This window comes from Flavobacterium tiangeerense (assembly GCF_007830355.1).
Taxonomy (GTDB): domain Bacteria; phylum Bacteroidota; class Bacteroidia; order Flavobacteriales; family Flavobacteriaceae; genus Flavobacterium; species Flavobacterium tiangeerense.
Window position 1 is genome coordinate 112,830 of the sequence record NZ_VLKO01000003.1, and the last position, 21,858, is coordinate 134,687.

At 32.2% G+C, this 21,858-nt stretch carries 24 protein-coding genes; 19 read left to right on the top strand and 5 right to left on the bottom strand.

Going from position 1 to position 21,858, the window contains the following annotated elements:
- The first annotated feature begins 87 nt into the window (after window positions 1-87).
- Window positions 88-849 carry a GLPGLI family protein gene (locus IQ05_RS03660; RefSeq protein WP_158634573.1) on the top strand — a complete coding sequence of 254 codons (762 nt, stop codon included), beginning with the start codon at window positions 88-90 and terminating at the stop codon, window positions 847-849.
- Between the two features lie 405 nt (window positions 850-1,254).
- On the opposite strand, the gene IQ05_RS03665 is transcribed toward IQ05_RS03660, so the two are convergent.
- Together IQ05_RS03665 and IQ05_RS03670 are read right to left on the bottom strand one after the other, a co-directional pair.
- The gene (locus IQ05_RS03665; RefSeq protein ID WP_144889954.1) at window positions 1,255-1,800 is read right to left on the bottom strand and encodes a GNAT family N-acetyltransferase; all 546 of its coding nucleotides are present in this window, start codon (window positions 1,798-1,800) and stop codon (window positions 1,255-1,257) included.
- A 171-nt stretch (window positions 1,801-1,971) separates the two neighbouring features.
- Window positions 1,972-3,024: a ferredoxin--NADP reductase gene (locus IQ05_RS03670; protein WP_144889956.1), complete on the bottom strand. Its 1,053-nt coding sequence runs from the start codon at window positions 3,022-3,024 to the stop codon at window positions 1,972-1,974.
- A 130-nt stretch (window positions 3,025-3,154) separates the two neighbouring features.
- Here IQ05_RS03670 and IQ05_RS03675 point away from each other — a divergent pair, with 130 nt between their 5' ends.
- The 11 genes from IQ05_RS03675 to IQ05_RS03725 all read left to right on the top strand — a co-directional run bounded on the left by IQ05_RS03675 (window position 3,155) and on the right by IQ05_RS03725 (window position 12,764).
- Window positions 3,155-3,496: a PadR family transcriptional regulator gene (locus tag IQ05_RS03675; RefSeq protein WP_144889958.1), complete on the top strand. Its 342-nt coding sequence runs from the start codon at window positions 3,155-3,157 to the stop codon at window positions 3,494-3,496.
- Window positions 3,497-3,506: 10 nt separating this feature from the next.
- Window positions 3,507-4,187: a hypothetical protein gene (locus IQ05_RS03680; RefSeq protein ID WP_144889960.1), complete on the top strand. Its 681-nt coding sequence runs from the start codon at window positions 3,507-3,509 to the stop codon at window positions 4,185-4,187.
- A gap of 10 nt (window positions 4,188-4,197) precedes the next feature.
- Complete coding sequence (locus tag IQ05_RS03685; protein ID WP_144889962.1) at window positions 4,198-4,878, top strand: hypothetical protein; 681 nt, start codon at window positions 4,198-4,200, stop codon at window positions 4,876-4,878.
- Window positions 4,875-5,546 carry a hypothetical protein gene (locus tag IQ05_RS03690; protein WP_144889964.1) on the top strand — a complete coding sequence of 224 codons (672 nt, stop codon included), beginning with the start codon at window positions 4,875-4,877 and terminating at the stop codon, window positions 5,544-5,546. The genes IQ05_RS03685 and IQ05_RS03690 overlap by 4 nt, the downstream gene beginning before the upstream one ends.
- A gap of 10 nt (window positions 5,547-5,556) precedes the next feature.
- Complete coding sequence (locus tag IQ05_RS03695) at window positions 5,557-6,225, top strand: hypothetical protein (RefSeq protein WP_144889966.1); 669 nt, start codon at window positions 5,557-5,559, stop codon at window positions 6,223-6,225.
- Window positions 6,226-6,235: 10 nt separating this feature from the next.
- Window positions 6,236-6,943, top strand: a complete 708-nt coding sequence (locus IQ05_RS03700; RefSeq protein WP_144889968.1) for a hypothetical protein — start codon at window positions 6,236-6,238, stop codon at window positions 6,941-6,943.
- A 47-nt stretch (window positions 6,944-6,990) separates the two neighbouring features.
- On the top strand, window positions 6,991-8,460 hold the full coding sequence (locus IQ05_RS03705; RefSeq protein WP_144889969.1) for a DUF5687 family protein: 1,470 nt from the start codon (window positions 6,991-6,993) through the stop codon (window positions 8,458-8,460).
- 42 nt (window positions 8,461-8,502) lie between these two features.
- Entirely contained in the window at window positions 8,503-9,198 is a 696-nt protein-coding gene (locus tag IQ05_RS03710) for an ABC transporter ATP-binding protein (protein ID WP_144889971.1), read from the top strand.
- A gap of 325 nt (window positions 9,199-9,523) precedes the next feature.
- Window positions 9,524-12,148, top strand: coding sequence for a type IX secretion system periplasmic lipoprotein PorW/SprE (gene porW / locus IQ05_RS03715; protein ID WP_144889973.1), 2,625 nt, complete (start codon window positions 9,524-9,526; stop codon window positions 12,146-12,148).
- A gap of 3 nt (window positions 12,149-12,151) precedes the next feature.
- Window positions 12,152-12,553, top strand: coding sequence for a bactofilin family protein (locus tag IQ05_RS03720; RefSeq protein ID WP_144889975.1), 402 nt, complete (start codon window positions 12,152-12,154; stop codon window positions 12,551-12,553).
- A 25-nt stretch (window positions 12,554-12,578) separates the two neighbouring features.
- Window positions 12,579-12,764, top strand: a complete 186-nt coding sequence (locus IQ05_RS03725) for an AtpZ/AtpI family protein (RefSeq protein ID WP_262711528.1) — start codon at window positions 12,579-12,581, stop codon at window positions 12,762-12,764.
- Between the two features lie 175 nt (window positions 12,765-12,939).
- On the opposite strand, the gene IQ05_RS03730 is transcribed toward IQ05_RS03725, so the two are convergent.
- On the bottom strand, window positions 12,940-13,182 hold the full coding sequence (locus tag IQ05_RS03730) for a hypothetical protein (RefSeq protein WP_144889979.1): 243 nt from the start codon (window positions 13,180-13,182) through the stop codon (window positions 12,940-12,942).
- Window positions 13,183-13,275: 93 nt separating this feature from the next.
- On the opposite strand from IQ05_RS03730, the gene atpB reads away from it, so the two are divergent.
- From atpB to atpG, 6 genes are all read left to right on the top strand, one after another.
- Window positions 13,276-14,427, top strand: coding sequence for a F0F1 ATP synthase subunit A (gene atpB / locus IQ05_RS03735; protein WP_144889981.1), 1,152 nt, complete (start codon window positions 13,276-13,278; stop codon window positions 14,425-14,427).
- A 41-nt stretch (window positions 14,428-14,468) separates the two neighbouring features.
- On the top strand, window positions 14,469-14,672 hold the full coding sequence (atpE, locus tag IQ05_RS03740; protein ID WP_039113322.1) for an ATP synthase F0 subunit C: 204 nt from the start codon (window positions 14,469-14,471) through the stop codon (window positions 14,670-14,672).
- Window positions 14,673-14,747: 75 nt separating this feature from the next.
- A complete protein-coding gene (locus IQ05_RS03745; RefSeq protein WP_144889983.1) occupies window positions 14,748-15,239 on the top strand; it encodes a F0F1 ATP synthase subunit B in 492 nt (163 codons plus the stop codon).
- A 4-nt stretch (window positions 15,240-15,243) separates the two neighbouring features.
- Window positions 15,244-15,777, top strand: coding sequence for an ATP synthase F1 subunit delta (gene atpH, locus IQ05_RS03750; protein WP_144889985.1), 534 nt, complete (start codon window positions 15,244-15,246; stop codon window positions 15,775-15,777).
- Window positions 15,778-15,815: 38 nt separating this feature from the next.
- Window positions 15,816-17,393, top strand: coding sequence for a F0F1 ATP synthase subunit alpha (gene atpA / locus IQ05_RS03755; protein ID WP_144889987.1), 1,578 nt, complete (start codon window positions 15,816-15,818; stop codon window positions 17,391-17,393).
- A 97-nt stretch (window positions 17,394-17,490) separates the two neighbouring features.
- Window positions 17,491-18,351 (top strand): ATP synthase F1 subunit gamma, encoded by an 861-nt coding sequence (gene atpG / locus IQ05_RS03760; RefSeq protein ID WP_144889989.1) that lies wholly within the window; start codon window positions 17,491-17,493, stop codon window positions 18,349-18,351.
- Between the two features lie 60 nt (window positions 18,352-18,411).
- On the opposite strand, the gene IQ05_RS03765 is transcribed toward atpG, so the two are convergent.
- Window positions 18,412-18,663 carry a hypothetical protein gene (locus IQ05_RS03765; protein ID WP_144889991.1) on the bottom strand — a complete coding sequence of 84 codons (252 nt, stop codon included), beginning with the start codon at window positions 18,661-18,663 and terminating at the stop codon, window positions 18,412-18,414.
- A gap of 819 nt (window positions 18,664-19,482) precedes the next feature.
- A complete protein-coding gene (locus tag IQ05_RS15350; protein ID WP_158634574.1) occupies window positions 19,483-19,650 on the bottom strand; it encodes a hypothetical protein in 168 nt (55 codons plus the stop codon).
- Window positions 19,651-20,027: 377 nt separating this feature from the next.
- Here IQ05_RS15350 and IQ05_RS03770 point away from each other — a divergent pair, with 377 nt between their 5' ends.
- Window positions 20,028-21,734: a helix-turn-helix domain-containing protein gene (locus IQ05_RS03770; RefSeq protein WP_144889993.1), complete on the top strand. Its 1,707-nt coding sequence runs from the start codon at window positions 20,028-20,030 to the stop codon at window positions 21,732-21,734.
- Window positions 21,735-21,858 lie beyond the last annotated feature (124 nt).

The window sequence follows — 21,858 nt, forward strand, 5'->3', positions numbered from 1 at the left end:
CGTTTGTTAAGTAGAATCATGCGTTGAATAACGTTTTTAAGCATTATAACTAAAATGAAAACATCAAAAAGTATAAAATCCAATCCTATGAAATCAATCCTATTTTATCTCGTAGCTTTTGTTTGCACTACAGGATTATTTGCTCAGCAATTTGTAGATAAGGCTGTAGTTGAATATGAAGTAAGCACCAATCTTAAAAAAACAATGAGTAATGACAGTTGGGATGAGCAAATGAAAGAAAACATGTCTGATTTAAAAATATCCTATTTCACCTATACTTTTGAGGACAATAAAAGTATTTTTAAATTCGACCGTTGGAGTCCCAAAACTAGAATCCCGAAACACGAAAAAGACGCAGACGAAGAGAACAGTTGGTTTTTTGATTTTACAGCTCGAAAAATGAACATGCAAAAACAAATTGTAGGAACCAATTTTGTAGTTGTAGATAGTATTCCTAACATTCAGTGGAAGATTACTAATGAACACAGAGAAATTGCTGGCTATAATTGTAGAAAAGCAGTTGGTAAAATAATGGATGATGTATATGTTTTTGCATTTTATACAAATGATATCACCATTTCTGGAGGTCCATGTTCTATAAACGGATTGCCAGGACTTATTTTAGGTCTATCAATTCCTAGATTATACACCTCTTACATTGCAACTAAGGTAGATTTAAAAAGCAATGATAGCGCCGCGATCAAGTCCATTACAGCTAAAAAAACCTACGATTTAATAGGATTAAAAACCTTGATCGAAGAAAAAACAAAAGATTGGTATACGTATGGGGAAGATAAGGAAGAAAATAAGCGTCAAAAAAACCTGTTTTTGTGGAATGCTTTCTTGTAATGTTTTGACTGTAGATTAAATATTGGATTTTATAATATTGAATTTTAGAACAAGATTAACTCTAAAATCATTTTTTTATCTTGACAATACTTTAAAATTTACTGTTCTATGGTATTTGAAATAAAAAAGTATCAAGTTAAGATTAGATTTTAGGAACTATTTCAAAGTGATTAATAGTGTTAACAATTGATAATGTTCAGTTAAACCACTAAGAAAATTAAGGTTTTGTTCAGTAGTTATCAATAACTAAGCTGAATAATTTCAACAGTTCGTTTATTTTTTCAATTTTGTAACAACTTATGAAAAGGATATATTAAATTCTATCGATCATTTGATTTTATAAAATAAAACAACTTAAAATTATAGTACTCAAATCTAATTAGGTAAAACTTTCGGTGAGATTTATTAGCTTGTTTTTTTATAATTTTTGTTGATTAGATTCCAATAAATCATCTCATTTTCAACACGTATCTTGGTGAAATTAAATTTATGTAGAAGATTTATTGAACTAATATTTTCTGTTAAACAATTTGCTGTAATTTCTTTTATTTTTTCGTTGGAGAAAGCCCATTTTATTAGCTCTCTTACGGCTTCTTCTGCAAAACCTTTTCGTCTTTCTTCCTTGATTATGCCATATCCAATATCAATATTTTCTTTTTTATTGTTAAATCCTTTAAATCCTAAATCTCCAATTATTTCCTTTGTGTCTTTCTTGATTATCATCCAAGATTCAAAACCTGTTGGATAGCCTACTTTGTTTAAATTATTAATAATTCTAGGCAAAGTATCTAAAACATCCATGTCTGGCCAACTTTTTCCTTTTTGATAGTTCCATTTTTCTAAATCACTAAAATCATTATTTAAAATATTTTGGCAAAATGGAATTGTAAATGGTTTAAGTATTAAATTTTTAGTTGTCAGTGGTTCAATTTCAATTTTTTTAATTTTCATGATTTAATGCAAGATGATAAGGTAAATAAATATACTGTCTTACCTTATAGGATTTAAAGAAGAATTGCTTGTAATAGACTATTAAGTCTACTAATATACTAAAAATCTCAACTCCCTAAAACAAAAAAACTTCCCTTTTCAGAGAAGTTCTTGTTATCGTATAGCCTGTTTTTAAACATCATCATAATCTACATAAAGAGTTTCAGAGGTAGGATGCGCTTGACAGGTAAGTATCAAACCATCGGCAATTTCTTTATCAGTAAGAATAGAATTCTTCGACATTTCGGCAGTTCCAGAGGTAACACGAGCCAGACAGCTGCTACAAATTCCGCCTTGGCAAGAGTATGGAGCATCAATTCCTTGTTTTAAAGCGGCATCCAGAACGGTTTGTTTTTGCGACATTTCAAAGGTCGTTTCCTCATCATCTACCAAAACGGTAATTTTTGAATGACCTCCTAATGATTTTTCTATTTTATTTTCTTTGGTTGAAGAAGCAAATAATTCAAATTTAATATTTGATTCCTTTACGTTGTGCTCTTTTAAAACTCCAGAAACGGTATTGATCATTTCTTCAGGACCACACAAATAAAATTTATCAAAATCAAGTTCTTTGTGTTTTGTGTTTAAAACAAAATTCACTGTTGATTTGTCAATTCGGCCAAATAAAGAAGGCTCTACCTGAACTTGACTGTACACATAATGTACAAACAAACGACCTACATATTGCAATTGCAAATCGTGTAACTCTTGATGAAAAATAGTGTCTTCAGGTGATTTGTTGCCATAAACCAAAACAAAAGTGCTGTTTGGCTCGTTGTGTAAAACCGATTTTAAGATCGACATTACAGGAGTAATTCCACTTCCTGCCGCAAAAGCAGCGTAGTTGCGTTGGCGATCAGCCTGAGGTTCAAATGTAAATTTTCCTTCCGGAGTACCTACTTCGAGAACGTCACCCGCTTGGAGCTTGTTGTTGGCAAATTGCGAGAAAATACCGTTTGAGACTGCTTTTACAGCAATGCGCAATTCGCCGCTATCCGGTGCACTACAAATAGAGTAGGCACGGCGAATTTCTTGACCGTCAAGGGTTAATTTTAAATTTAAATATTGTCCAGCAACAAAGGCATAGTTTGCTTTTAGTTCTTCTGGTACATTAAAAAGTATAGAAACCGCATCTTGAGTTTCGCGTTTAACTTCTTTTATGATAAGTTTTAAAAAGGATGACATCTGTTTATTTTTTTACAAAGATACTAAAGTCAATAGGTTTCTTAAATTAAAGCCTTTGAAAAATTTACATACATAGAATTGTTATGTATAAGAATCCTATGTATATTTGTTTTTCCAAAAGAAAATGAAAATGAAAAACTCACAATTGTACAAAGGAAGTCTGAATACGATTATCATGAAATTGCTGGAAGAAAATGGCAAGATGTACGGCTATGAAATCACTCAGAAAGTAAAAGCTATTACTGCGGGTGAACTCAATATTACCGAAGGCGCTTTGTATCCTGCCTTGCACAAACTTGAGGCCGAAGGAATTTTGGATGTTGAAATTGAAAAAGTAGACAACCGCATGCGCAAGTATTATAAACTAACCGAAGCAGGCGAGAAGGAAACCGTAAACCGACTCTCAGAACTCGAAGATTTCATCAGAAACATGCAGAGTCTAGTGAGCCCTAAGCCTAGTTTAGAATTTTAATTTTTTCAAGATGAAACTAACCACCGAACAAATAGCCCAAATAGAAGAAACTTTAGTTTTAAACGGTCTTGTTTATCAAGATGTGAAGCTAGAAATAATTGACCACATAGCATCAGAAATCGAAGAAAGAATGAGTCAGGAAGAAATTTCATTTGACATTGTCTTTAAATCAGTTTTTGAGAAATGGAAAAGTGCACTAGTAATTTCTTCAAGTTATGCTTGGTTAGGAGCTTTCTTTAAAGCACCTCGATTTGTAGTAGACAAATTAGTCGCTTATTCTAAAAGAGAGGCTTTAAATATATTTTTTTTAGTTCTTGTTTTCGGGTCTATACTAGCTTTTATAGTTTCAAATACATTTGAAAAAGAAACCTTTAAAGCTATTAGTTTAGCTTTACAAGTAACTTACACCATATTGATAGTATGTACCAGTATAAGTATGTTCTTGATTTGGAGATCTACAATTAAAACTATGTACGGAAGATTGTTTCTTTTCAGAGGTTGGGTTGTTTTTTTATTTTGCTTACAGTTTAACATCTATAGAGATCCATTGAAGCATTTTGATGCTACTAATTCTTTTTTGCAAAATTTAGTAGGTTGTATATTATTATGTAGTCCATTTGTATACTCTTTCTTTCAATTAATGTTGGCTAGTGAACATTTTAAAATCGTTAAAAAATTGAAATTAGTTTAATCTTTATTTTATGAAACTAACCACCGAACAAATAGCCCAAATAGAAGAAACCTTAATTTTAAATGGCGTTGTTTATGACGATATTAAAATAGAATTGATTGATCATATCGCTTCAGAAATTGAGACCGAAACCATTAATGACTCGAAACCTTTTGAGACTATTTTAAAAGAAGTATTTCAAAAATGGAAGTTACAATTAAGGCCAGCTTCTCATAATTTATGGCTTGGTAACGGGTTTTCGGCTCCAAAGATTATTGTAGATAAATTAGCTAATGATAAGAAAAGAGAACTTTTTGCTGGAGCAATTATTGTCAGTTTAGTTACTGTTGCAATTTTAGCGATTAATAATAAATTACAGAGTCCAGTGTTATTGTTGGGCGTTGTGTTTTTTATGAAAATTTTATCCTTAGTGGGAGCATTATTAATGTTAAGCGGGAAATTATTTCTTTTACAATCTAGAATAAAAAGCACCTATTTATACCGTTTTAACAAAAGTTTTTATTTGATACTATTTTACGGTGTACTTATTGGGATTGGTCTTTTTCCTATTTTACCTTCGAATAAAAATTTAGAAATAAAAGCTATTTCGTTGATTGTAACTTTGATTTATTTATTCTTAATTTTTGGAAATTTAAAACTTTTTCACAAACATTTTCGATTAGAAAAAAAACTATCATTTACCAAACCATGAAACTAAACACCGAACAAATAGAATACGTCTCAAACTACATCAAATCCTTAGATATAAAATGGTATGAATTGCAAGTAGAATTCACAGATCACTTGGTTTCAAGTATGGAGGAGATTTGGGAGAAGAATCTAGAGTTAACTTTTCTTCAAGTCAAGCAGTGTACTGAAAGTAAGTTTGTAGGGCATTCTAGTTTTAAATCGATTCAAGAGGAAAGAAAACGTATTTTGCAAAAAGAGTGCGGGAAAGTGCAATGGAAAATGATAACTGATTACGTGAAGTTCCCTAAAATTTTTGGAAGTATTCTTTTAGTATATCTTGCATATACTTTTTCAGCTTATTTCGTTAGTCCTCAGAAATATTTAGCGGTACTATTTTGTTCTTTATTGATTATTGGTTTGCCATCACTTTACTATTGGTGGAATAGCAAAGAAATTGATGGTAAAGACTTTTTAACTTTAGAAACCTTAAACCCTCAACTTTTGGTCTTTTCTTTTCCTTCTTTGGGAATAGGAATGAGTAATCAACTGAAACAAGAATTACTCCAATACCAATGGTTAGTATTACTCTTTTGTTGTTTTTGGGTATTAGGAATTTTGATTTCAGTTACAGCAATCCACCTGCAAAAGAAAACAATCGAGAATATCAAAAAACAATACCAGCTGAATTAATTTTTAGAAGATGAAACTAACCACCGAACAAATAGAATATGTATCCAATTACATCAAATCTTTAGATATCAAATGGTATGAATTGCAAGTAGAATTCACAGATCACATGGTTACTAGTATGGAGGAGATTTGGAACCAAAATCCTATGTTGACTTTTGAGCAAGTAAAAGAGAATACGTTTAAAAAATTCACAAATTCAGAATTAAAATCCATAGAAAAGGAGCGTAAACAAATTCTTATTGAACAATTCCATAACGAACAACGAAAGAAGATTAGAACATACTTAAATTTCCCTAAAATTATGGGATGTATTTTACTTTTTTTTACAAGTTTTACGTTATCGTTCTTTTTAGACAATCCTTTTAATTATGTAGCAGTATTAGTTGGTTCTTTATACATTTTTGCCATTCCAATGCTTTGTTTCTTTTACAAAAACCGTAAGATTCAGGGCAAACGTTTTCTGGCTACCGAAACGGTGCATCCTTGGTTAACTTTAATGGGAGTTCCCCAATTATGTGCTTGTCTTGTACCACCATTTAAAGAGGAAATAAATCAATACCCAGCAGTAGTTCTGGTTTTTTGTTTGATTTGGACACTCGGGATTTTATTTGTTGCGAGTGCCACTTATCTTCAAAAGCAATCAATCAATACCATCAAAAATCAATACCAACTGAATTAATCTTTAAAAGATGAAACTAACCAGCGAACAAATAAATCAACTCTATCTTTTCACTCGCCAGCATTATGTGGAATACTATGATTTGCAAACAGAATTAGTAGATCATTTGGCAAACGCTATTGAAACTGAATGGCAGCAAAATCCCAAACTGACTTTTGACGAAGTCTTGAACAAAGAATTCAAAAAATTTGGGGTTTTTGGATTTATGGATGTGGTTGAAAATCGCCAAGCTGCTTTAGGAAAAAAATACAATAGTCTGGTTTGGGAGCACTTCAAAGAGTATTTTGGTATTCCTAAAATTGTTTTAACACTTGCAATGACTTTTATATTATTTATCATTTTAAAAGCAAGTTCGTATCAAGAGTGGACTATCATTGGTTTATATCTTTCACTGTTTGGTTTTACGATTTATGAAATGATTAAATCACAGAGGCTAAGAAATAAAAAAAAGAAATCAGAACAAAAAAGATGGTTGTTTGAAGAAATCATCAATCAATACGGCGCTTTTTCTGGTGCCATACTTTTACCGTTTAATGTATTGTTACAAATATTCAATCATATTGACACTGAAGTAACTAATGATTATTTTTTACTAGCAATAAGCTTTGTTTTAGTGTTATTATCTGTTACCCTTTTCATCATTTTTAAAATAATCCCACCCAAAACACAAATCTATCTAGAACAAACCTATCCAGAATATAAATACGAAAAATTGTAACATTTTTTAATTTCGATCTACTTACTAACAAACCAAAAAACCAAACTATGATTTCAAAATTCCTTTTTCTTGAATGGAAGTCCTTTACTCGGTCGGCATCTTTTGCCTCAAATCTTGCACTAAAAATCGTGATCGGATTTTTTGCCGCTTATTTTATTTTAATTTTCTTGGGAATAGGTGTGGGAGCATTTTATATCCTGAAGAAAATGAAACTAGATCCTGTAGTAGCAGTAAATCAGTTCCTGTTTTACTATGTAATCATGGATTTAATTATCCGATTGATGCTTCAAAAAATTCCAGTACTCAACATTCGTCCCTTATTGATTTTTCCCATCAATAAATCAACCATTGTCCATTTCTCACTAGGAAAAACTATTTTGTCTTTTTTCAACATTATTCATGCCTTCTTTTTAATTCCTTTTAGTATAGTATTGCTTATAGAAGGATATGACCCTGCATCAGTTGTTTTTTGGTTCTTGGCCGTTTATTCTTTATTCTATTGTAATAATTTCATCAACATATTGTTGAGCAATAAAGATAATTTATTTGCCATATTTTTAGGAAGTGCAGCCATTTTAGGAGGCCTGCATTACTATGGTATATTTGATATTACAGCTTATGTAGCTCCGTTTTTTAATGCGCTTTTCAATACCTATTGGGCGTTCTTAATACCAGTTGTTGCACTAGTTGTTTTGTATTATGTTACTTTTCAATATTTCAAAAAGAACTTGTACCTAGACGCAGGTTTATCTAGCAAACACGATGAGGCTAAAACAGAAGAATTAACTTGGCTGAACCAGTTTGGAGCCATCGGAACTTTCTTGAAAAATGATATCAAATTGATTAAAAGAAACAAACGTTCTAAAACTACGGTAGGTATGAGTATTATGTTTCTTTTTTACGGTTTACTTTTCTTTACCAATGGAATTCCAATGTACAACAATCCTACGATGCACATTTTTGCGGGAATTTTTGTTTCAGGTGGATTCTTAATCACTTTCGGTCAATTTGTGCCGAGTTGGGATAGCTCGTATTACCAGCTCATGATGACACAAAATATTCCGTACAAAGGCTATTTGAGTTCAAAATGGTGGTTGATGGTAATCGCTACCATTGTTACTACAGTAATTGCTTCGTTCTATCTTTATTTTGGTGTACAAGTTTACTTAACCATTATTGTGGGTGCCATTTATAACATTGGTGTCAACTCACATCTTGTATTATTAGGAGGAGCGTATACAAAAACTCCTATTGATTTAAGTTCAGGAAAAGGTGCTTTTGGTGATAAAAAAGCCTTCAATGTAAAAACCATGCTCATCTCCATACCACAATTAGGATTACCTGTATTATTGTATTGGCTTGGGTCTAAATATGGCAGTCCAACTATAGGTTTAGCGCTAGTAGCAGCCCTAGGTGTAATAGGTTTTGCATTCAAAGAAAAAGCATTTTCATTGATTGAAAAAACATATAAATCAGAGAAATACGCTACCATAGCGGCCTACAAACAAAAAGGATAACTAACAATCACTTTAACCAATCAACCGATTAAACTTCAAAAAATGATACAAGTAAACAACCTATCAAAAACATATAACGGAACAACAGTATTAAAAATAGATTCTTTAGAAATAAAAAAAGGCGAAAGCTTTGGCTTAGTAGGAAACAACGGCGCTGGAAAAACCACCTTTTTCAGTTTGCTTTTAGATTTAATCCAGCCCTCAACAGGAAACATCATCAACCATGGAGTACAAGTAAACAGCAGCGAAGCTTGGAAACCTTTTACAGCATCGTTCCTAGACGAAAGCTTCTTGATAGGATACTTAACTCCCGAAGAATATTTTTATTTCATTGGCGATTTACGAGGTCAAAACAAAGCCGATGTTGATGTTTTACTAGCCAAACACGAAGAATTTTTCAACGGCGAAATCCTTAAAAACAAAAAATATTTACGCGATTTATCAAAAGGAAACCAGAAAAAAGTAGGCATCATTGCCACTCTTATTGGCAGTCCCGAAGTAGTGATTCTAGACGAACCGTTTGCGAATTTAGACCCAACAACACAATTCCGATTGAAAAAAATCATCAAAGATCTAGCCGATGATCCTAACGTGACCGTGCTTGTTTCAAGCCATGATTTGCAACATACCGTTGAGGTTAGTGACAGGATTGTAGCCATGCACAAAGGAAACGTGGTCAAAGACATTCAAACATCACCAGAAACTTTACAAGAATTAGAACAGTTTTTTGCCGTATAAATTCAGCACAACAGTTCAAAATAAAATAGACAACGCTAATTCGATAAATAGATCCTCCCAAGAGTGTATCTACTAAATGAATTAGCGTTTCTTTTGGGCGTAACCCTCAGTCTCGTTCAGTAAAACGAGACCTCGGGTCGGGCTTTTCGCTCTATCTTTATTTTTTTAAAGAAAAAAAATAAAGGATGCCGCTGCAATCCCTTACGCACTCGAGTAAAGTTCAAATAAAGCGTCATAATTTTCACGTTATCAAAAAGAAATGTATTTTTACAAGTTCATATACTAAAAGGTGTATTTCATAGTTAATTGATAAAAACGTTTTCCATTGAAAATCAATATATTTAAAACATTATCTGTCGGGTTACTTCTTACTTTTTTTGTAGCTTGTTCTACAAAAAAAGACACCTTCATTTCTAGAAATTCCCATGCCTTAAGTACAGAATACAACATCCTTTACAACGGACAAATAGCCTTAGACAAGGGCACAAAAACCGTCAACGACAACAGTGATGATAATTTTTGGAATATTCTACCCATAGAAAAAATGCAAATTTCAGAGGAGTTTTCAGCGTCAAACAAAGCTAAAAATCCTGATTTTGAATTGGCCGAAACCAAAGCGACTAAGGCCATTCAAAAACACTCCATGAACATTAATGGCCGAGAAAAAAACATGCAAATAGATGAGGCGTACCTCATGCTAGGAAAAGCCAGATATTATGATCAAAGGTTTATACCAGCTCTTGATGCATTCAATTACATTCTTTACAAATATCCTAACAGTAGTAAAATTTACGAAGCTAAGATTTGGCGTGAAAAAACCAATATGCGTTTGGGCAATGACCCGCTCGTTATCAAGAATATTAGTAAGTTATTAGAAGACCACGAAGTAAAAAAACAAGTTTTTGCCGATGCAAATGCGCTTTTAGCTTCTTCTTTTTTAAACTTAGAACAAAAAGACAGTGCTGTGGCCAAATTAAAATTAGCCATAGATTTTACAAAAATAAACCAAGAAAGAGCTAGATACCGTTTTATTTTAGGGCAGTTATATCAAGAGTTAGGACATAAAGATAGTGCCGTAGCAATGTACCAAGGAGTCATTGACATGAACAGAAAAGCGGAGCGCAAGTTTGTCATTCAAGCACAAGCAAAAAAAGCATCGCTTTTTGATTATCAAAAAGGAGATGTGGCATTGTTCACTAAAACCTTTGACAAATTAATAAATGACCGAGAAAACCGCCCATTTAAAAATTTGATTTTTCATCAAATGGCTTTATTTCATGACAAGCAAAACAACCAAGAACAAGCAGTTGCGTTGTATAATGAATCCTTAAAATCAAATTCTAAAGATCCTTATCTCGTAGCTTCAAATTATAGAAATCTGGGGAATATGTATTTTAGAAATACAAAATATCCTATTGCAGCTAAGTATTATGATAGTACATTGGTAAAACTTAATGATAAGACTAGAGAGTTTGCAAAAATCAAGAAAATTAGAACAGATCTTGATGAGGTTATTTTATATGAAACCATTGCCAATAGAAATGACAGTATTCTGAGGGTGGTAGCCATGAGTACACCAGATAGAATTGCATATTATGAAAAATACATTGCGGTACTCAAAGAAAAAGAAGAACAAAAACGAATACTAGAAGAAAAAAACAAACGCATTGCAGAAAATTTAGCCGCAAATTCATCGATTAATTCACCAGATCCAGCTACAAATTTAAGCCCGCTACCCCCAGGAGGAAAAAACGCTATGCTTCCGCCATCAGGGAACGCACCTATTTCACAACAAGCACTCAGCACCTTTTATTTTTACAATCCGACCACAGTAGCTTTTGGAAAAGTAGAATTTAAGAAAAATTGGGGAGATAGAGAAGCAATAGGCAATTGGAGAATGCTAAAAGCTATATCAAATGCAAGTTCAGCAAACGGTGATACTAATTCTCCACTTACAAGCGCAGAAGGATTATCATCAACAGCTCTTGCAGAGCAATTCACTACTGATTTTTACATCAAGAAATTACCTACTGAACAAGCCGACTTGGATAAGTTAAATAAAGACCGAAATGAGGCATACTATCAATTAGGAATAATCTACAAAGAGAAGTTCAAAGAAAATCAATTGGCAATAGCCAAGTTAGAGCAATTACTTTTAAATAATCCTGAGGAAAAACTAGTGTTACCTACCTTGTATAATTTGTATAAATTATACCAAATTACCGATGTGAGTAAAGCAACAGCTATAAAACAAAAAATAGAAACTCAATTCCCTAATTCACGCTATACTCAAATTATAAGCAATACCAGCTCAAGTTCAGTAGCTGTAGAAGAAACTCCAGAAACAACGTATAACAAATGGTATAGAATTTTCCAAAGTGAAGAGTACGTAACGGTATTAGAAAACATAGACCTATTAATTACACAATTTTCAGGTGATGCTATAGTGTCAAAATTTGAATTGCTTAAGGCCAATACCATAGGTAAACTAAGAGGAGTAACGGCTTTTAAAAATGCGCTGCAAGATGTTGCTGATAATTATCCAAATAGCGATGAAGGTAAGAGTGCCGTGCTTACTTTAAAAGAGCAAATTCCATTTTTAGAAAAAATAGATTTCAAGACAACAGAAAGCGGTAAGTGGAAAGTATTGTACACCGTAGGGAAAAAAGATGCCGAAGCCACTAAACTCTTAACAGATAAATTAACCAAATTTATAAAAGACAACGATTTAACTGAATTGTCTTTCTCATTTGATGTGTATAATGAAAAAGAAAATTTCATCACAATCCACGGATTTAATTCTAGTGCATTTGCAACGAACATCACAACAAAAATACTATCATTAAAACCTACTGGGAATGTGCCAAATGCCATTGTGATTAGCAATGATAATTATAAAGTAATCCAAATTAAAAAGAATCTTGAGGCTTATCTAGGTCTAAAAAAATAAACTATGTTTGATAAAAAGCAAAAACCATACACTGATCTTTTAGGTAAAACGAATAGAATTGTAGAAGCTACAACAATCACTGGAGACATATCCTCTAAGGCTGATTTTAGACTGGATGGAAATTTAATTGGAAATTTTCATTCAGAGGGTAAAATTGTTATTGGTCCGTTGGGTAGTGTAAAAGGAGACATAATTTGTAAAAGTGCTGATATAGAGGGGAAATTTGAAGGTAAAATTCAAGTAACCGAACTTTTAAACATTAAAGCAACCGCACGTATTAATGGTGAAGTACTTGTAGGGAAACTTTCTGTAGAACCAGGAGCTGATTTTACGGCTACTTGTACCATGAAAATGATGAATACAAGTCAAACACCAAATGACAGTGAAAAAGGAACCAAAAAATAGTAATGTTAATAAGTGGCTTTTATTTATGGGAATCCCTTTTCAAATGGGGATTGTCATTTTTTTATTCACTTATTTAGGAATATGGCTGGACGGAAAATATACTCATGGAACAACCCCTTGGTTTACCATTGGGCTATCCTTATTTTCTGTTTTTGTTGGGCTATATAATGTCATACGTCAGGTGAACAACAGTAATAAAAATAATAAATGAGCAAATTAATTACGTTTTTAAAATATTGTATACCCTTTACCTTACTATTGTATTTTGCACAGCAATATGCAACAACGGCTTTAGGATCTCAACACGATTTTTTTTACACAACTTGGAGTATTTATTTATTTCAATTTATATCATCATTACTCCTATATATAATACTGCTTTTTGTTCATTCAAAATTACCAGAATATACAGGGTTTGCTTTTATGGGAATTACGTTTTTTAAAATGATGGCCTCGGTTGTTTTTTTAATTCCTTTGATACAAGCAAAGGGGAGAGAAACTAATTTAGATATCGCTGCATTCTTTATCCCGTATTTCCTATTTTTGTTTTTTGAAACTGTATTTTCAATACGATTGATAAATAAAAGATAAGTTACTTGAAAATAATGCAATGCGATTGTAAAATTCATTTTTTAAAATCATCATTATAATTTTCAATTTTGAATTAAATATGTACCTTTGCAAAAAATTTTAAAAACGTTAAATCAGATACTCAATTAATAATGGTAATTTCAAAAAAATCACTTCAATTCCTGTTAGTAACTTTTCTAGCGTGTATGCCATTGGTTACTTTCGCAAATGAAAGCGCGGATAGTCTTCAAAATCACACTGAGAATGCTGCTCCTGCTGCAGAAGCACACGGAGAAACAGGTCATTCTGCTGAAAAAGAATTTAATGCCACGGAATTGATTAATGATCACATTGGTGATTCGCACGAATTCCATATTGCTGATTGGGGTGGTCACCCTATTTCGTTTTACCTTCCAGTTATTTTGTGGACTAATACTGGTTTAGAGGTTTTTTCTTCGGAGCAATTTCACCACGATAACGAAGGACATCATGTTATTGACATAAACGGTCAAAAATTAGTTCGTTTCAATGAAGTTATTTTTTATGCTGATAAATTTGAAACATTAACAGAAGATCAAAGAAAAAATGGTGCTTTCGCATTTGATGCAAGGCCACTTGATTTTTCGATTACAAAAAATGTATTCTCCATGTTAATGTCGGCTTTAGTATTGTTCTTCTTGTTTTTTGCAGTAGCAAGATCATACAAGAAAAACCCTAAAGCACCAAAAGGAATCGCTGGTTTCCTAGAGCCATTAGTTATTTTTGTAAGAGACGAAATTGCAATTCCTAATATTGGAACTAAAAAATATGCTAAATATATGCCGTATTTGTTAACCATATTTTTCTTTATCTGGATTAACAACTTAATTGGTTTAATTCCTTTTTTCCCTTTTAGTGCTAACCTTACGGGTAACATCTTATTTACATTTGTATTGGCCTTGATTACTTTTATTGTAACTACTTTTAGCGGAAGCAAAGATTACTGGAAGCACATTTTGTTGCCACCAGTTCCAAAAGCATTATATCCTATTATGATACCAGTAGAAATTATTGGTATGTTGACAAAACCTTTCGCGTTGATGATTCGTTTGTTTGCTAACATCACTGCAGGGCATATTATCATCTTGAGTTTGGTCTCATTGATTTTTATATTCAAAACAGTAGCGGTTGCACCTATATCTGGAGCTTTCGTAGTGTTCATGAGTGTACTTGAAATGTTGGTTGCGGCGTTGCAGGCATATATCTTCACGTTGTTAACTGCATTGTTTATTGGTCAGGCTGTTGAAGAGCATGACCACCATTAATTTGTGTTTTATTAATTATTAACTATATTAAATTTAGTATTATGGTATTAGCTGGAATCGGAGCTGGATTAGCTGTTATTGGTGCAGGTCTAGGTATTGGAAAAATTGGTGGTTCTGCAATGGACGCTATTGCTCGTCAACCTGAGGCTGCTGGAAAAATCCAGACTGCTATGATTATTGCTGCTGCACTTATTGAAGGTGTTGCACTTTTCGCAGTAGTTGTTGCGTTAATCACAAACGCATAATTAAAGCTTAAAACTTCCTGATACGGTTGGTATCAGGGAGTTTTTATTTCTAAAACAAACTTTAAATATAAATATATGAATTTTACAGCACCAGAGAGTTTAATTTTTTGGACCTCTATCATCTTTATAGTTTTCTTTATCCTGTTAGGGAAATTTGCTTGGAAACCAATTTTGAGCGCGGTAAAAGGAAGAGAAGATTCAATCAACTCTGCTTTAGCTGCAGCTGAAACTGCGCGTTTGGAAATGCAAAATTTAACGGCAGAAAACGAGCGTATTTTACAAGAAGCACGTTTAGAGCGTGATGCTATGTTAAAAGAAGCACGTGAAATGAGAGAGAAAATGATTGCTGATTCAAAAGCGGATGCACAAGTAGAAGGAGCTCGTATGATTGAGCAAGCAAAGGTTGCTATTGCAGCAGAAAAAAATGCGGCAATGGCTGAATTGAAATCTCATGTTTCTACATTATCTTTGGACATTGCAGAGAAATTATTAAAAAGCGAATTATCTAACAAAGAGGCTCAAACTAAACTAGTTGAGAACATGTTAGGAGACGTAAAATTAAACTAACATTATGTCAGGAACTAGAGCAGCAATTCGTTATGCGAAAGCAATTTTAGAAATCGCACAGTCAAAAGGTGTGGCTGATGCTGTTAATGCAGATATGAAAACTATTGCATTGACTGTTACAGAAAATCTAGAATTGAAAAACTTTATTGAAAATCCAACTTTAAAAGTTGATCAAAAACAAAGTGCTTTATTAGAGGTTTTTGCCGACGCAAATTCTGTGACTAAAAGTTTATTTCATTTGTTATTTGAAAACAAAAGATTTGAAATTCTAGGTGCTATTGCATTAGAATACAATGGATTGTTTGATACAGTGAACGGAGTTGAAGTAGCAACTGTTACTACAGCTGTTCCTATGGATGAAGCTTTAGAAGCCAAAGTTTTAGCTAAAATAGCTACTTTGTCTGACAAGAAAATTACAATTATCAATACGGTAGATCCTGCTATTATAGGAGGTTTTATTATTAGAATAGGTGACAAGCAGTACAATGCTTCTGTTGCAAACAGATTACAAGTTTTAAAAAGAGAATTAAGTAACTAATTTTTATTACACATTAAGTGTCTAAATTATAAATTAAGATGGCGGAAATTAAACCTGCTGAAATTTCAGCAATATTAAGAAAGCAAGTAGAAGGTTTTGAATCTGGTGCTACACTAGAGGAAGTAGGAACTGTACTTCAAGTTGGAGACGGTATTGCTCGTATTTACGGGCTTTCAAATGTGCAATATGGTGAGTTAGTTGAATTTGAAAACGGACTTGAAGCTATTGTATTGAACCTTGAAGAAGACAATGTGGGTGTGGTACTTTTAGGACCATCTACAGGAATCAAAGAAGGATCTACTGCAAAAAGAACACAACGTATTGCTTCTCTTAAAGTAGGAGAACAAATGGTAGGTCGTGTTGTAAATACACTAGGTTTTCCTATTGATGGAAAAGGACCAATCGGTGGAGATTTATACGAGATGCCATTAGAAAGAAAAGCTCCTGGAGTTATCTTCCGTCAGCCAGTTACCGAGCCATTACAAACAGGTATCAAAGCAGTAGATGCAATGATCCCAGTAGGACGTGGACAACGTGAGCTAGTTATTGGTGACCGTCAAACAGGTAAATCAACTGTTTGTATTGATACTATCTTAAATCAGAAAGAATTTTACGATGCTGGGAAACCAGTATTTTGTATCTACGTAGCTATTGGACAAAAAGCTTCTACTGTAGCTGGAATTGCTAAAATGTTAGAAGAAAAAGGTGCTATGGCGTATACTGTGATTGTTGCTGCAAATGCATCTGATCCAGCTCCAATGCAAGTATATGCTCCATTCGCTGGTGCTGCTATTGGGGAATATTTTAGAGATTCAGGTCGTCCAGCTTTAATTGTTTATGATGATTTGTCTAAACAAGCTGTTGCTTACCGTGAGGTTTCTCTTTTATTAAGAAGACCACCGGGACGTGAGGCTTATCCTGGAGACGTTTTTTACTTACACAGTCGTTTATTAGAGCGTGCTTGTAAAGTAATTGCTGATGATGGAATTGCTAAAAACATGAATGATTTACCAGATTCATTGAAATCAATCGTAAAAGGTGGTGGTTCATTAACTGCTTTACCAATTATTGAAACTCAAGCTGGTGACGTTTCTGCATACATCCCAACAAACGTAATTTCGATTACTGATGGTCAAATTTTCTTAGATGGAGATTTGTTTAATTCTGGGGTTCGTCCAGCGATTAACGTAGGTATCTCGGTATCTCGTGTTGGAGGAAATGCACAAATTAAATCAATGAAAAAAGTGGCTGGTACTTTAAAATTAGATCAAGCACAATTCCGTGAATTGGAAGCGTTTGCTAAATTTGGTTCTGATCTTGATGCTGTTACTTTAAACGTAATTGAAAAAGGAAAAAGAAACGTTGAAATCTTGAAACAAGGTTTGAATGATCCTTATACTGTAGAAGATCAAGTTGCTATTATTTATGCAGGATCAAAAAACTTGTTGAAAAACGTACCTGTTTCTAAAGTTAGAGAATTTGAGAAAGATTTCTTAGAATTCTTAAACGCTAAACATAGAGGAACTCTTGATGCGTTGAAAGCAGGAAAATTGACTGACGAAATTACAGATGTAATTGAAACTGTTGCAAAAGAATTATCAGCAAAATATAACTAAAACTAGTCAAAAGTTGTAAAGTCCAAAGTCTTAAATTCAGTCAATCTGTTTTATATGACTTTAGACTTTATAACTTTAAGACATTAGACTAAAAATAATGGCAAATTTAAAGGAAATCCGTAATAGAATTACTTCCGTTTCATCGACGATGCAAATAACATCGGCAATGAAAATGGTTTCTGCAGCAAAGCTAAAGAAAGCACAAGATGCAATCACAGCTATGCGCCCTTATGCCGAAAAATTGACAGAACTGCTACAAAATCTTTCTGCTACATTAGAAGGTGATGCTGGTGGTGAATATACCACACAACGCGACATTAAAAAAGTATTATTAGTTGTAGTAACTTCAAATAGAGGTTTAGCTGGAGCTTTTAACACCAATGCTATAAAAGAAGCTAAAAGTCGTTCTGAATTTTATGCAGGAAAACAAGTTGATGTTTTTGCAATAGGTAAAAAAGGAAATGACGTTTTAAGCAAAACTTTGCCTGTAGTTGCAAATTATAGTACTGTTTTTGATGATCTTACTTTTGATAATGTTGCAAAGATTGCTGATGAGTTGATGGCTAAATTTGTTGTTGGTGAGTATGATAAAATTGAGTTGATCTACAACCAATTTAAAAATGCTGCTACACAAATTGTTCAAACTGAACAGTTTTTGCCTTTAGCAGCTTTGAAAACAGATGTTGTTGTTACTCCAGGTGATTATATTTTTGAGCCTTCAAAAGAAGAAATTGTTTTGACCTTGATTCCAAAATCATTAAAAACACAATTGTATAAAGGCATCCGTGATTCTTTTGCTTCTGAGCATGGAGCACGTATGACAGCAATGCACAAAGCAACTGATAATGCAACGGAATTGAGAAATCAATTGAAATTGACTTATAATAAAGCACGTCAAGCTGCAATTACCAATGAAATCTTGGAGATTGTAGGTGGAGCAGAAGCTTTAAAAGGATAGTAATTATTTACATACAAATAGAAAAAGAGCCAACATAACGTTGGCTCTTTTTTTTTGTGGTTAGCTCTTCTTTTTGAATGTTTTAAATGGTTTTTCTGTACTTGTGATGACTAGGGACGTTCCCATAATGGAGTCAATTTGTTTTTTATCTATAGTCTCTAACCAAGAATATTTTATTGTTTTTATATTTTGCCAGGGATTTGTATGTACTGTTTTTTCTATTTCAGGTAAAGCTGTTTTACCTTTTTTTTGGGCGTAAGATGTTGTAGTGAATACGGAGAAGCATATCAAAAAGTAGATGTATTTTTTCATTTTTTTTGTACTGAAATAGCTATAATTATATTTCAAATAGTATGCCAATTCGTTAATTAGCTTAAAGTTTCTATAATAAAATTCACGACTAATTTTAAGTATAGTATGATTATTTTCAGTAAAAGTGTGATCATTTTATTTGATTTTTAGGTATAGTATTTTATGATGATCTTATTAGTATTCTTTAGATGCGAAAAACGAAGTATTTCTACATTAATTTTAATGTATAAGATATATTTTTACTTCAAAGTATGTAGGGTTCATTTAGGATAGATTTAAAATGAAGTTTTAGATTCAGCTCCTTTTTTGAGTCTGATCGCATCTTTTTGTATGTTTCATAGCTGGCTAGTGCCACTGAAAAAAAGAGGATTAGAAAGATGTGTTCTGAGTCCAATAGTTTGCAGATGTCGTTGTTTTTTTCATCTTTAAAAAAATTTCTTATCATTAAAATGAACACAATTAGAATTGTATTTTGTAACGTTTGAGTAAAAAAGTATTTCATTAGATGTGGCTTTTAAACTTCAGTATACTTGTAGCAACTGAAAGGATATACTTCTCAGACAAATTTTGTAGGTTTAAGGTTCTTGATGACATAACTTATACTTATTGATTTAGTTTTGACATATCGTTGGCTCTCATTTTAAAATATATCATTATAAACACTACAGCAATAAACAATCTATAGCCTCTGTATACCCAAATATTAACTGGGAAAGAGAATATTTCGTAGGTGTCTCTGATCTCAATTAAGGAATAAATTAAGTTTATGGTAAAGAAAATTCCAAAGAATAAATAAAAGTTTTTGGGTAGTTTCATTTGTTAGGTATCGTATGGTATTGTTCCCATTAGTCCAGCCATAAAATTAGCCCAATTAGAAATTATCTCAACTGATGCAGCAATAAGCACAAAAAGTGCAGTGAAAATAGTTTCTTTTATAGTTTTTACTTTTGCACTATTTAATTGATCTAAAAATGGTTGTAAATTCATTTTTTCATTTTTTTAAAATCCTTTTTTTTAAAAAGTTTCTCGAGAACTTTTATGCTCATTTTTTAATGGAGATCGTAGCTTTATAAACTCCATGCTCTGTATTTTTTTTAAGGGTTACCTACCAGCTGAATTATTCCCTTTTTTTGATAAAGCTTATATTTTTGACTATCGTTTTATTTTTTAATGCTTTTCATTTCTGAAGTCAAAACTAGGATTGTTGTTGAGGATGTGCAAATACTTGTTATCGGAATTCCGTGAATTCCGATAAGTTATATTTTTAAAATAATGAAAATCAACACAATACAATTAACCTAGAAATGTAGTTTTTTAGAGCATTTTAATTTATATAATCTACTTTTGCACTAAACCAAACGACAATGACTAACCAACAATTTTTAAAAATAGTGCTTTTGGTACTGTTTCCTTTCTTATTATGGTCTCAAACAAGTAAACCTATTCAAAAATCGGATTCTTATGAAGATTTGAAACAAGAGTTTACTTCGCAGAAAAGTGATCACCATAAGAAAAGATTTATTTTGGAAATCATTTCAAATTCTTATTCTAAAAAAAATCTTTTAAATCTTTCACGCGGTTTTTATCTTTTATCAACTTTATACAAAGGAAATAAAGCAATTCAATACCTTGATTCATCTATTACTTATTCTATTAACCAAAATGATTACAATTTTCCAGCATTGTCTTATTCTAGAAAGGCATATGAATTAAGGATGCAATTCAAATATAGCAAGGCTTTGGACAATTATTTTAAAGCAGAAAAATATGCTAAGGTTAATAACGAAGATTTAAATTTTTATATCAAGAGGTCAATTGGTGTTTTGAGGTCAGAGGAATTAGGTGAAGTAGAGGAGGCATTGCTTCTATACCGTGAATGTTTAAATTATATAAGAAAAAAAGATATATCTTCTGAAAAATACAGTAGTGATTATCACAATCTTTTATTTGTGCTTGCAGATGCGCATAAATCATTAAAGAATTTAGATTCTGCTAGTTTTTATAACAGATTAGGATACAAAGAATCTACTAAATCCAACGATAAGTTTTATATACCCTATTTTATTTTAAATGAAGGTGCAAATGAAATGTTTAAGAAAAATTATAAAGCATCTTTAGATAGTATTAATAAGGCATTACCTCAGATAATATTAGATAAAAACTACGGTAATATACTGGCTTCTTATTTTTATTTAGGAAAATCTTACGCTGGTATGAGTAATGAAAAGAAAGCGATTCAAAATTTTATCAAAGTTGATTCCATGTATTTATTAAATAAAAGAATTACACCAGAGTTTATCAGCGGGTATTCCTATTTAGTTGAATATTACAAAAAAATTGGAGACAAAGAAAATCAATTAAAATTCTTGAATAAGTTTATGAGTATTGATAGTATATTACAAAAAAACTATAAGCAATTAAATAAAGTTTTAGTAAAAGAATACGATACCCCGCACCTAATTGCAGAGAAAGTAGCCTTAATACAATCTTTGGAAAAAAGGCAATCTACTTCTTATATCTGGATTGTAGTTTTAGTTGTGGGCGTTGCTTGCTTGATTGGATACCAATTTTACTTAAAAAAGCAACTCCAAAATCGATTCGAAGCCATATTTCATTCTGCATTACCTATTGAAGAAAATAGTATTATTCTAGAAACACAGCTTACCACATCTGATGCAAAAGAAAGCCAAGTACAACAGAGTTTATCAGATGAAATAATACTTGAATTACTGGAAAAATTAACAGTATTTGAAAACGATAAAGGCTTTATAGAAAACACAATTTCAATTCAAAAACTGGCTTTACAACTCAACACCAACACTAAATATTTGTCTAAGGTAATTAATGAACAAAAAGGTAAAACGTTTGTACAATACATCAATGAGCTTCGGGTAAATGAGGCAGTATCGCAATTACAAGCACAACCTGTTTTGCAAAATTATACCATAGCTTCCTTAGCAAGTGAGTTTGGTTTTAATTCGGCGGAAGCTTTTTCGGCTGCTTTTTATAAAAAGTATAAAATCAAGCCTAGCTTTTTTATCAAAGAATTGAGTAAAACTAGAGCAAGTTAACAGTTTTAAAATAAGCAAATAGAATTTTAGCTATTGGTATTTTAATGATTTCAATATGAAAAAATCGATACCGTGTAAAACCCTTTAAAATGTAGTTTTTTACAGCGTTTTAATTATTATAATT

What these genes read in the sequence shown, in the direction of transcription:
- IQ05_RS03660 (WP_158634573.1), top strand. Translation starts at nt 88, where the DNA reads ATGAAATCAATCCTATTTTATCTCGTAGCTTTTGTTTGCACTACAGGA.
- IQ05_RS03665 (WP_144889954.1), bottom strand. Translation starts at nt 1,800, where the DNA reads ATGAAAATTAAAAAAATTGAAATTGAACCACTGACAACTAAAAATTTA.
- IQ05_RS03670 (WP_144889956.1), bottom strand. Translation starts at nt 3,024, where the DNA reads ATGTCATCCTTTTTAAAACTTATCATAAAAGAAGTTAAACGCGAAACT.
- IQ05_RS03675 (WP_144889958.1), top strand. Translation starts at nt 3,155, where the DNA reads ATGAAAAACTCACAATTGTACAAAGGAAGTCTGAATACGATTATCATG.
- IQ05_RS03680 (WP_144889960.1), top strand. Translation starts at nt 3,507, where the DNA reads ATGAAACTAACCACCGAACAAATAGCCCAAATAGAAGAAACTTTAGTT.
- IQ05_RS03685 (WP_144889962.1), top strand. Translation starts at nt 4,198, where the DNA reads ATGAAACTAACCACCGAACAAATAGCCCAAATAGAAGAAACCTTAATT.
- IQ05_RS03690 (WP_144889964.1), top strand. Translation starts at nt 4,875, where the DNA reads ATGAAACTAAACACCGAACAAATAGAATACGTCTCAAACTACATCAAA.
- IQ05_RS03695 (WP_144889966.1), top strand. Translation starts at nt 5,557, where the DNA reads ATGAAACTAACCACCGAACAAATAGAATATGTATCCAATTACATCAAA.
- IQ05_RS03700 (WP_144889968.1), top strand. Translation starts at nt 6,236, where the DNA reads ATGAAACTAACCAGCGAACAAATAAATCAACTCTATCTTTTCACTCGC.
- IQ05_RS03705 (WP_144889969.1), top strand. Translation starts at nt 6,991, where the DNA reads ATGATTTCAAAATTCCTTTTTCTTGAATGGAAGTCCTTTACTCGGTCG.
- IQ05_RS03710 (WP_144889971.1), top strand. Translation starts at nt 8,503, where the DNA reads ATGATACAAGTAAACAACCTATCAAAAACATATAACGGAACAACAGTA.
- IQ05_RS03720 (WP_144889975.1), top strand. Translation starts at nt 12,152, where the DNA reads ATGTTTGATAAAAAGCAAAAACCATACACTGATCTTTTAGGTAAAACG.
- IQ05_RS03725 (WP_262711528.1), top strand. Translation starts at nt 12,579, where the DNA reads ATGGGAATCCCTTTTCAAATGGGGATTGTCATTTTTTTATTCACTTAT.
- IQ05_RS03730 (WP_144889979.1), bottom strand. Translation starts at nt 13,182, where the DNA reads ATGAATTTTACAATCGCATTGCATTATTTTCAAGTAACTTATCTTTTA.
- atpB (WP_144889981.1), top strand. Translation starts at nt 13,276, where the DNA reads ATGGTAATTTCAAAAAAATCACTTCAATTCCTGTTAGTAACTTTTCTA.
- atpE (WP_039113322.1), top strand. Translation starts at nt 14,469, where the DNA reads ATGGTATTAGCTGGAATCGGAGCTGGATTAGCTGTTATTGGTGCAGGT.
- IQ05_RS03745 (WP_144889983.1), top strand. Translation starts at nt 14,748, where the DNA reads ATGAATTTTACAGCACCAGAGAGTTTAATTTTTTGGACCTCTATCATC.
- atpH (WP_144889985.1), top strand. Translation starts at nt 15,244, where the DNA reads ATGTCAGGAACTAGAGCAGCAATTCGTTATGCGAAAGCAATTTTAGAA.
- atpA (WP_144889987.1), top strand. Translation starts at nt 15,816, where the DNA reads ATGGCGGAAATTAAACCTGCTGAAATTTCAGCAATATTAAGAAAGCAA.
- atpG (WP_144889989.1), top strand. Translation starts at nt 17,491, where the DNA reads ATGGCAAATTTAAAGGAAATCCGTAATAGAATTACTTCCGTTTCATCG.
- IQ05_RS03765 (WP_144889991.1), bottom strand. Translation starts at nt 18,663, where the DNA reads ATGAAAAAATACATCTACTTTTTGATATGCTTCTCCGTATTCACTACA.
- IQ05_RS15350 (WP_158634574.1), bottom strand. Translation starts at nt 19,650, where the DNA reads ATGAATTTACAACCATTTTTAGATCAATTAAATAGTGCAAAAGTAAAA.
- IQ05_RS03770 (WP_144889993.1), top strand. Translation starts at nt 20,028, where the DNA reads ATGACTAACCAACAATTTTTAAAAATAGTGCTTTTGGTACTGTTTCCT.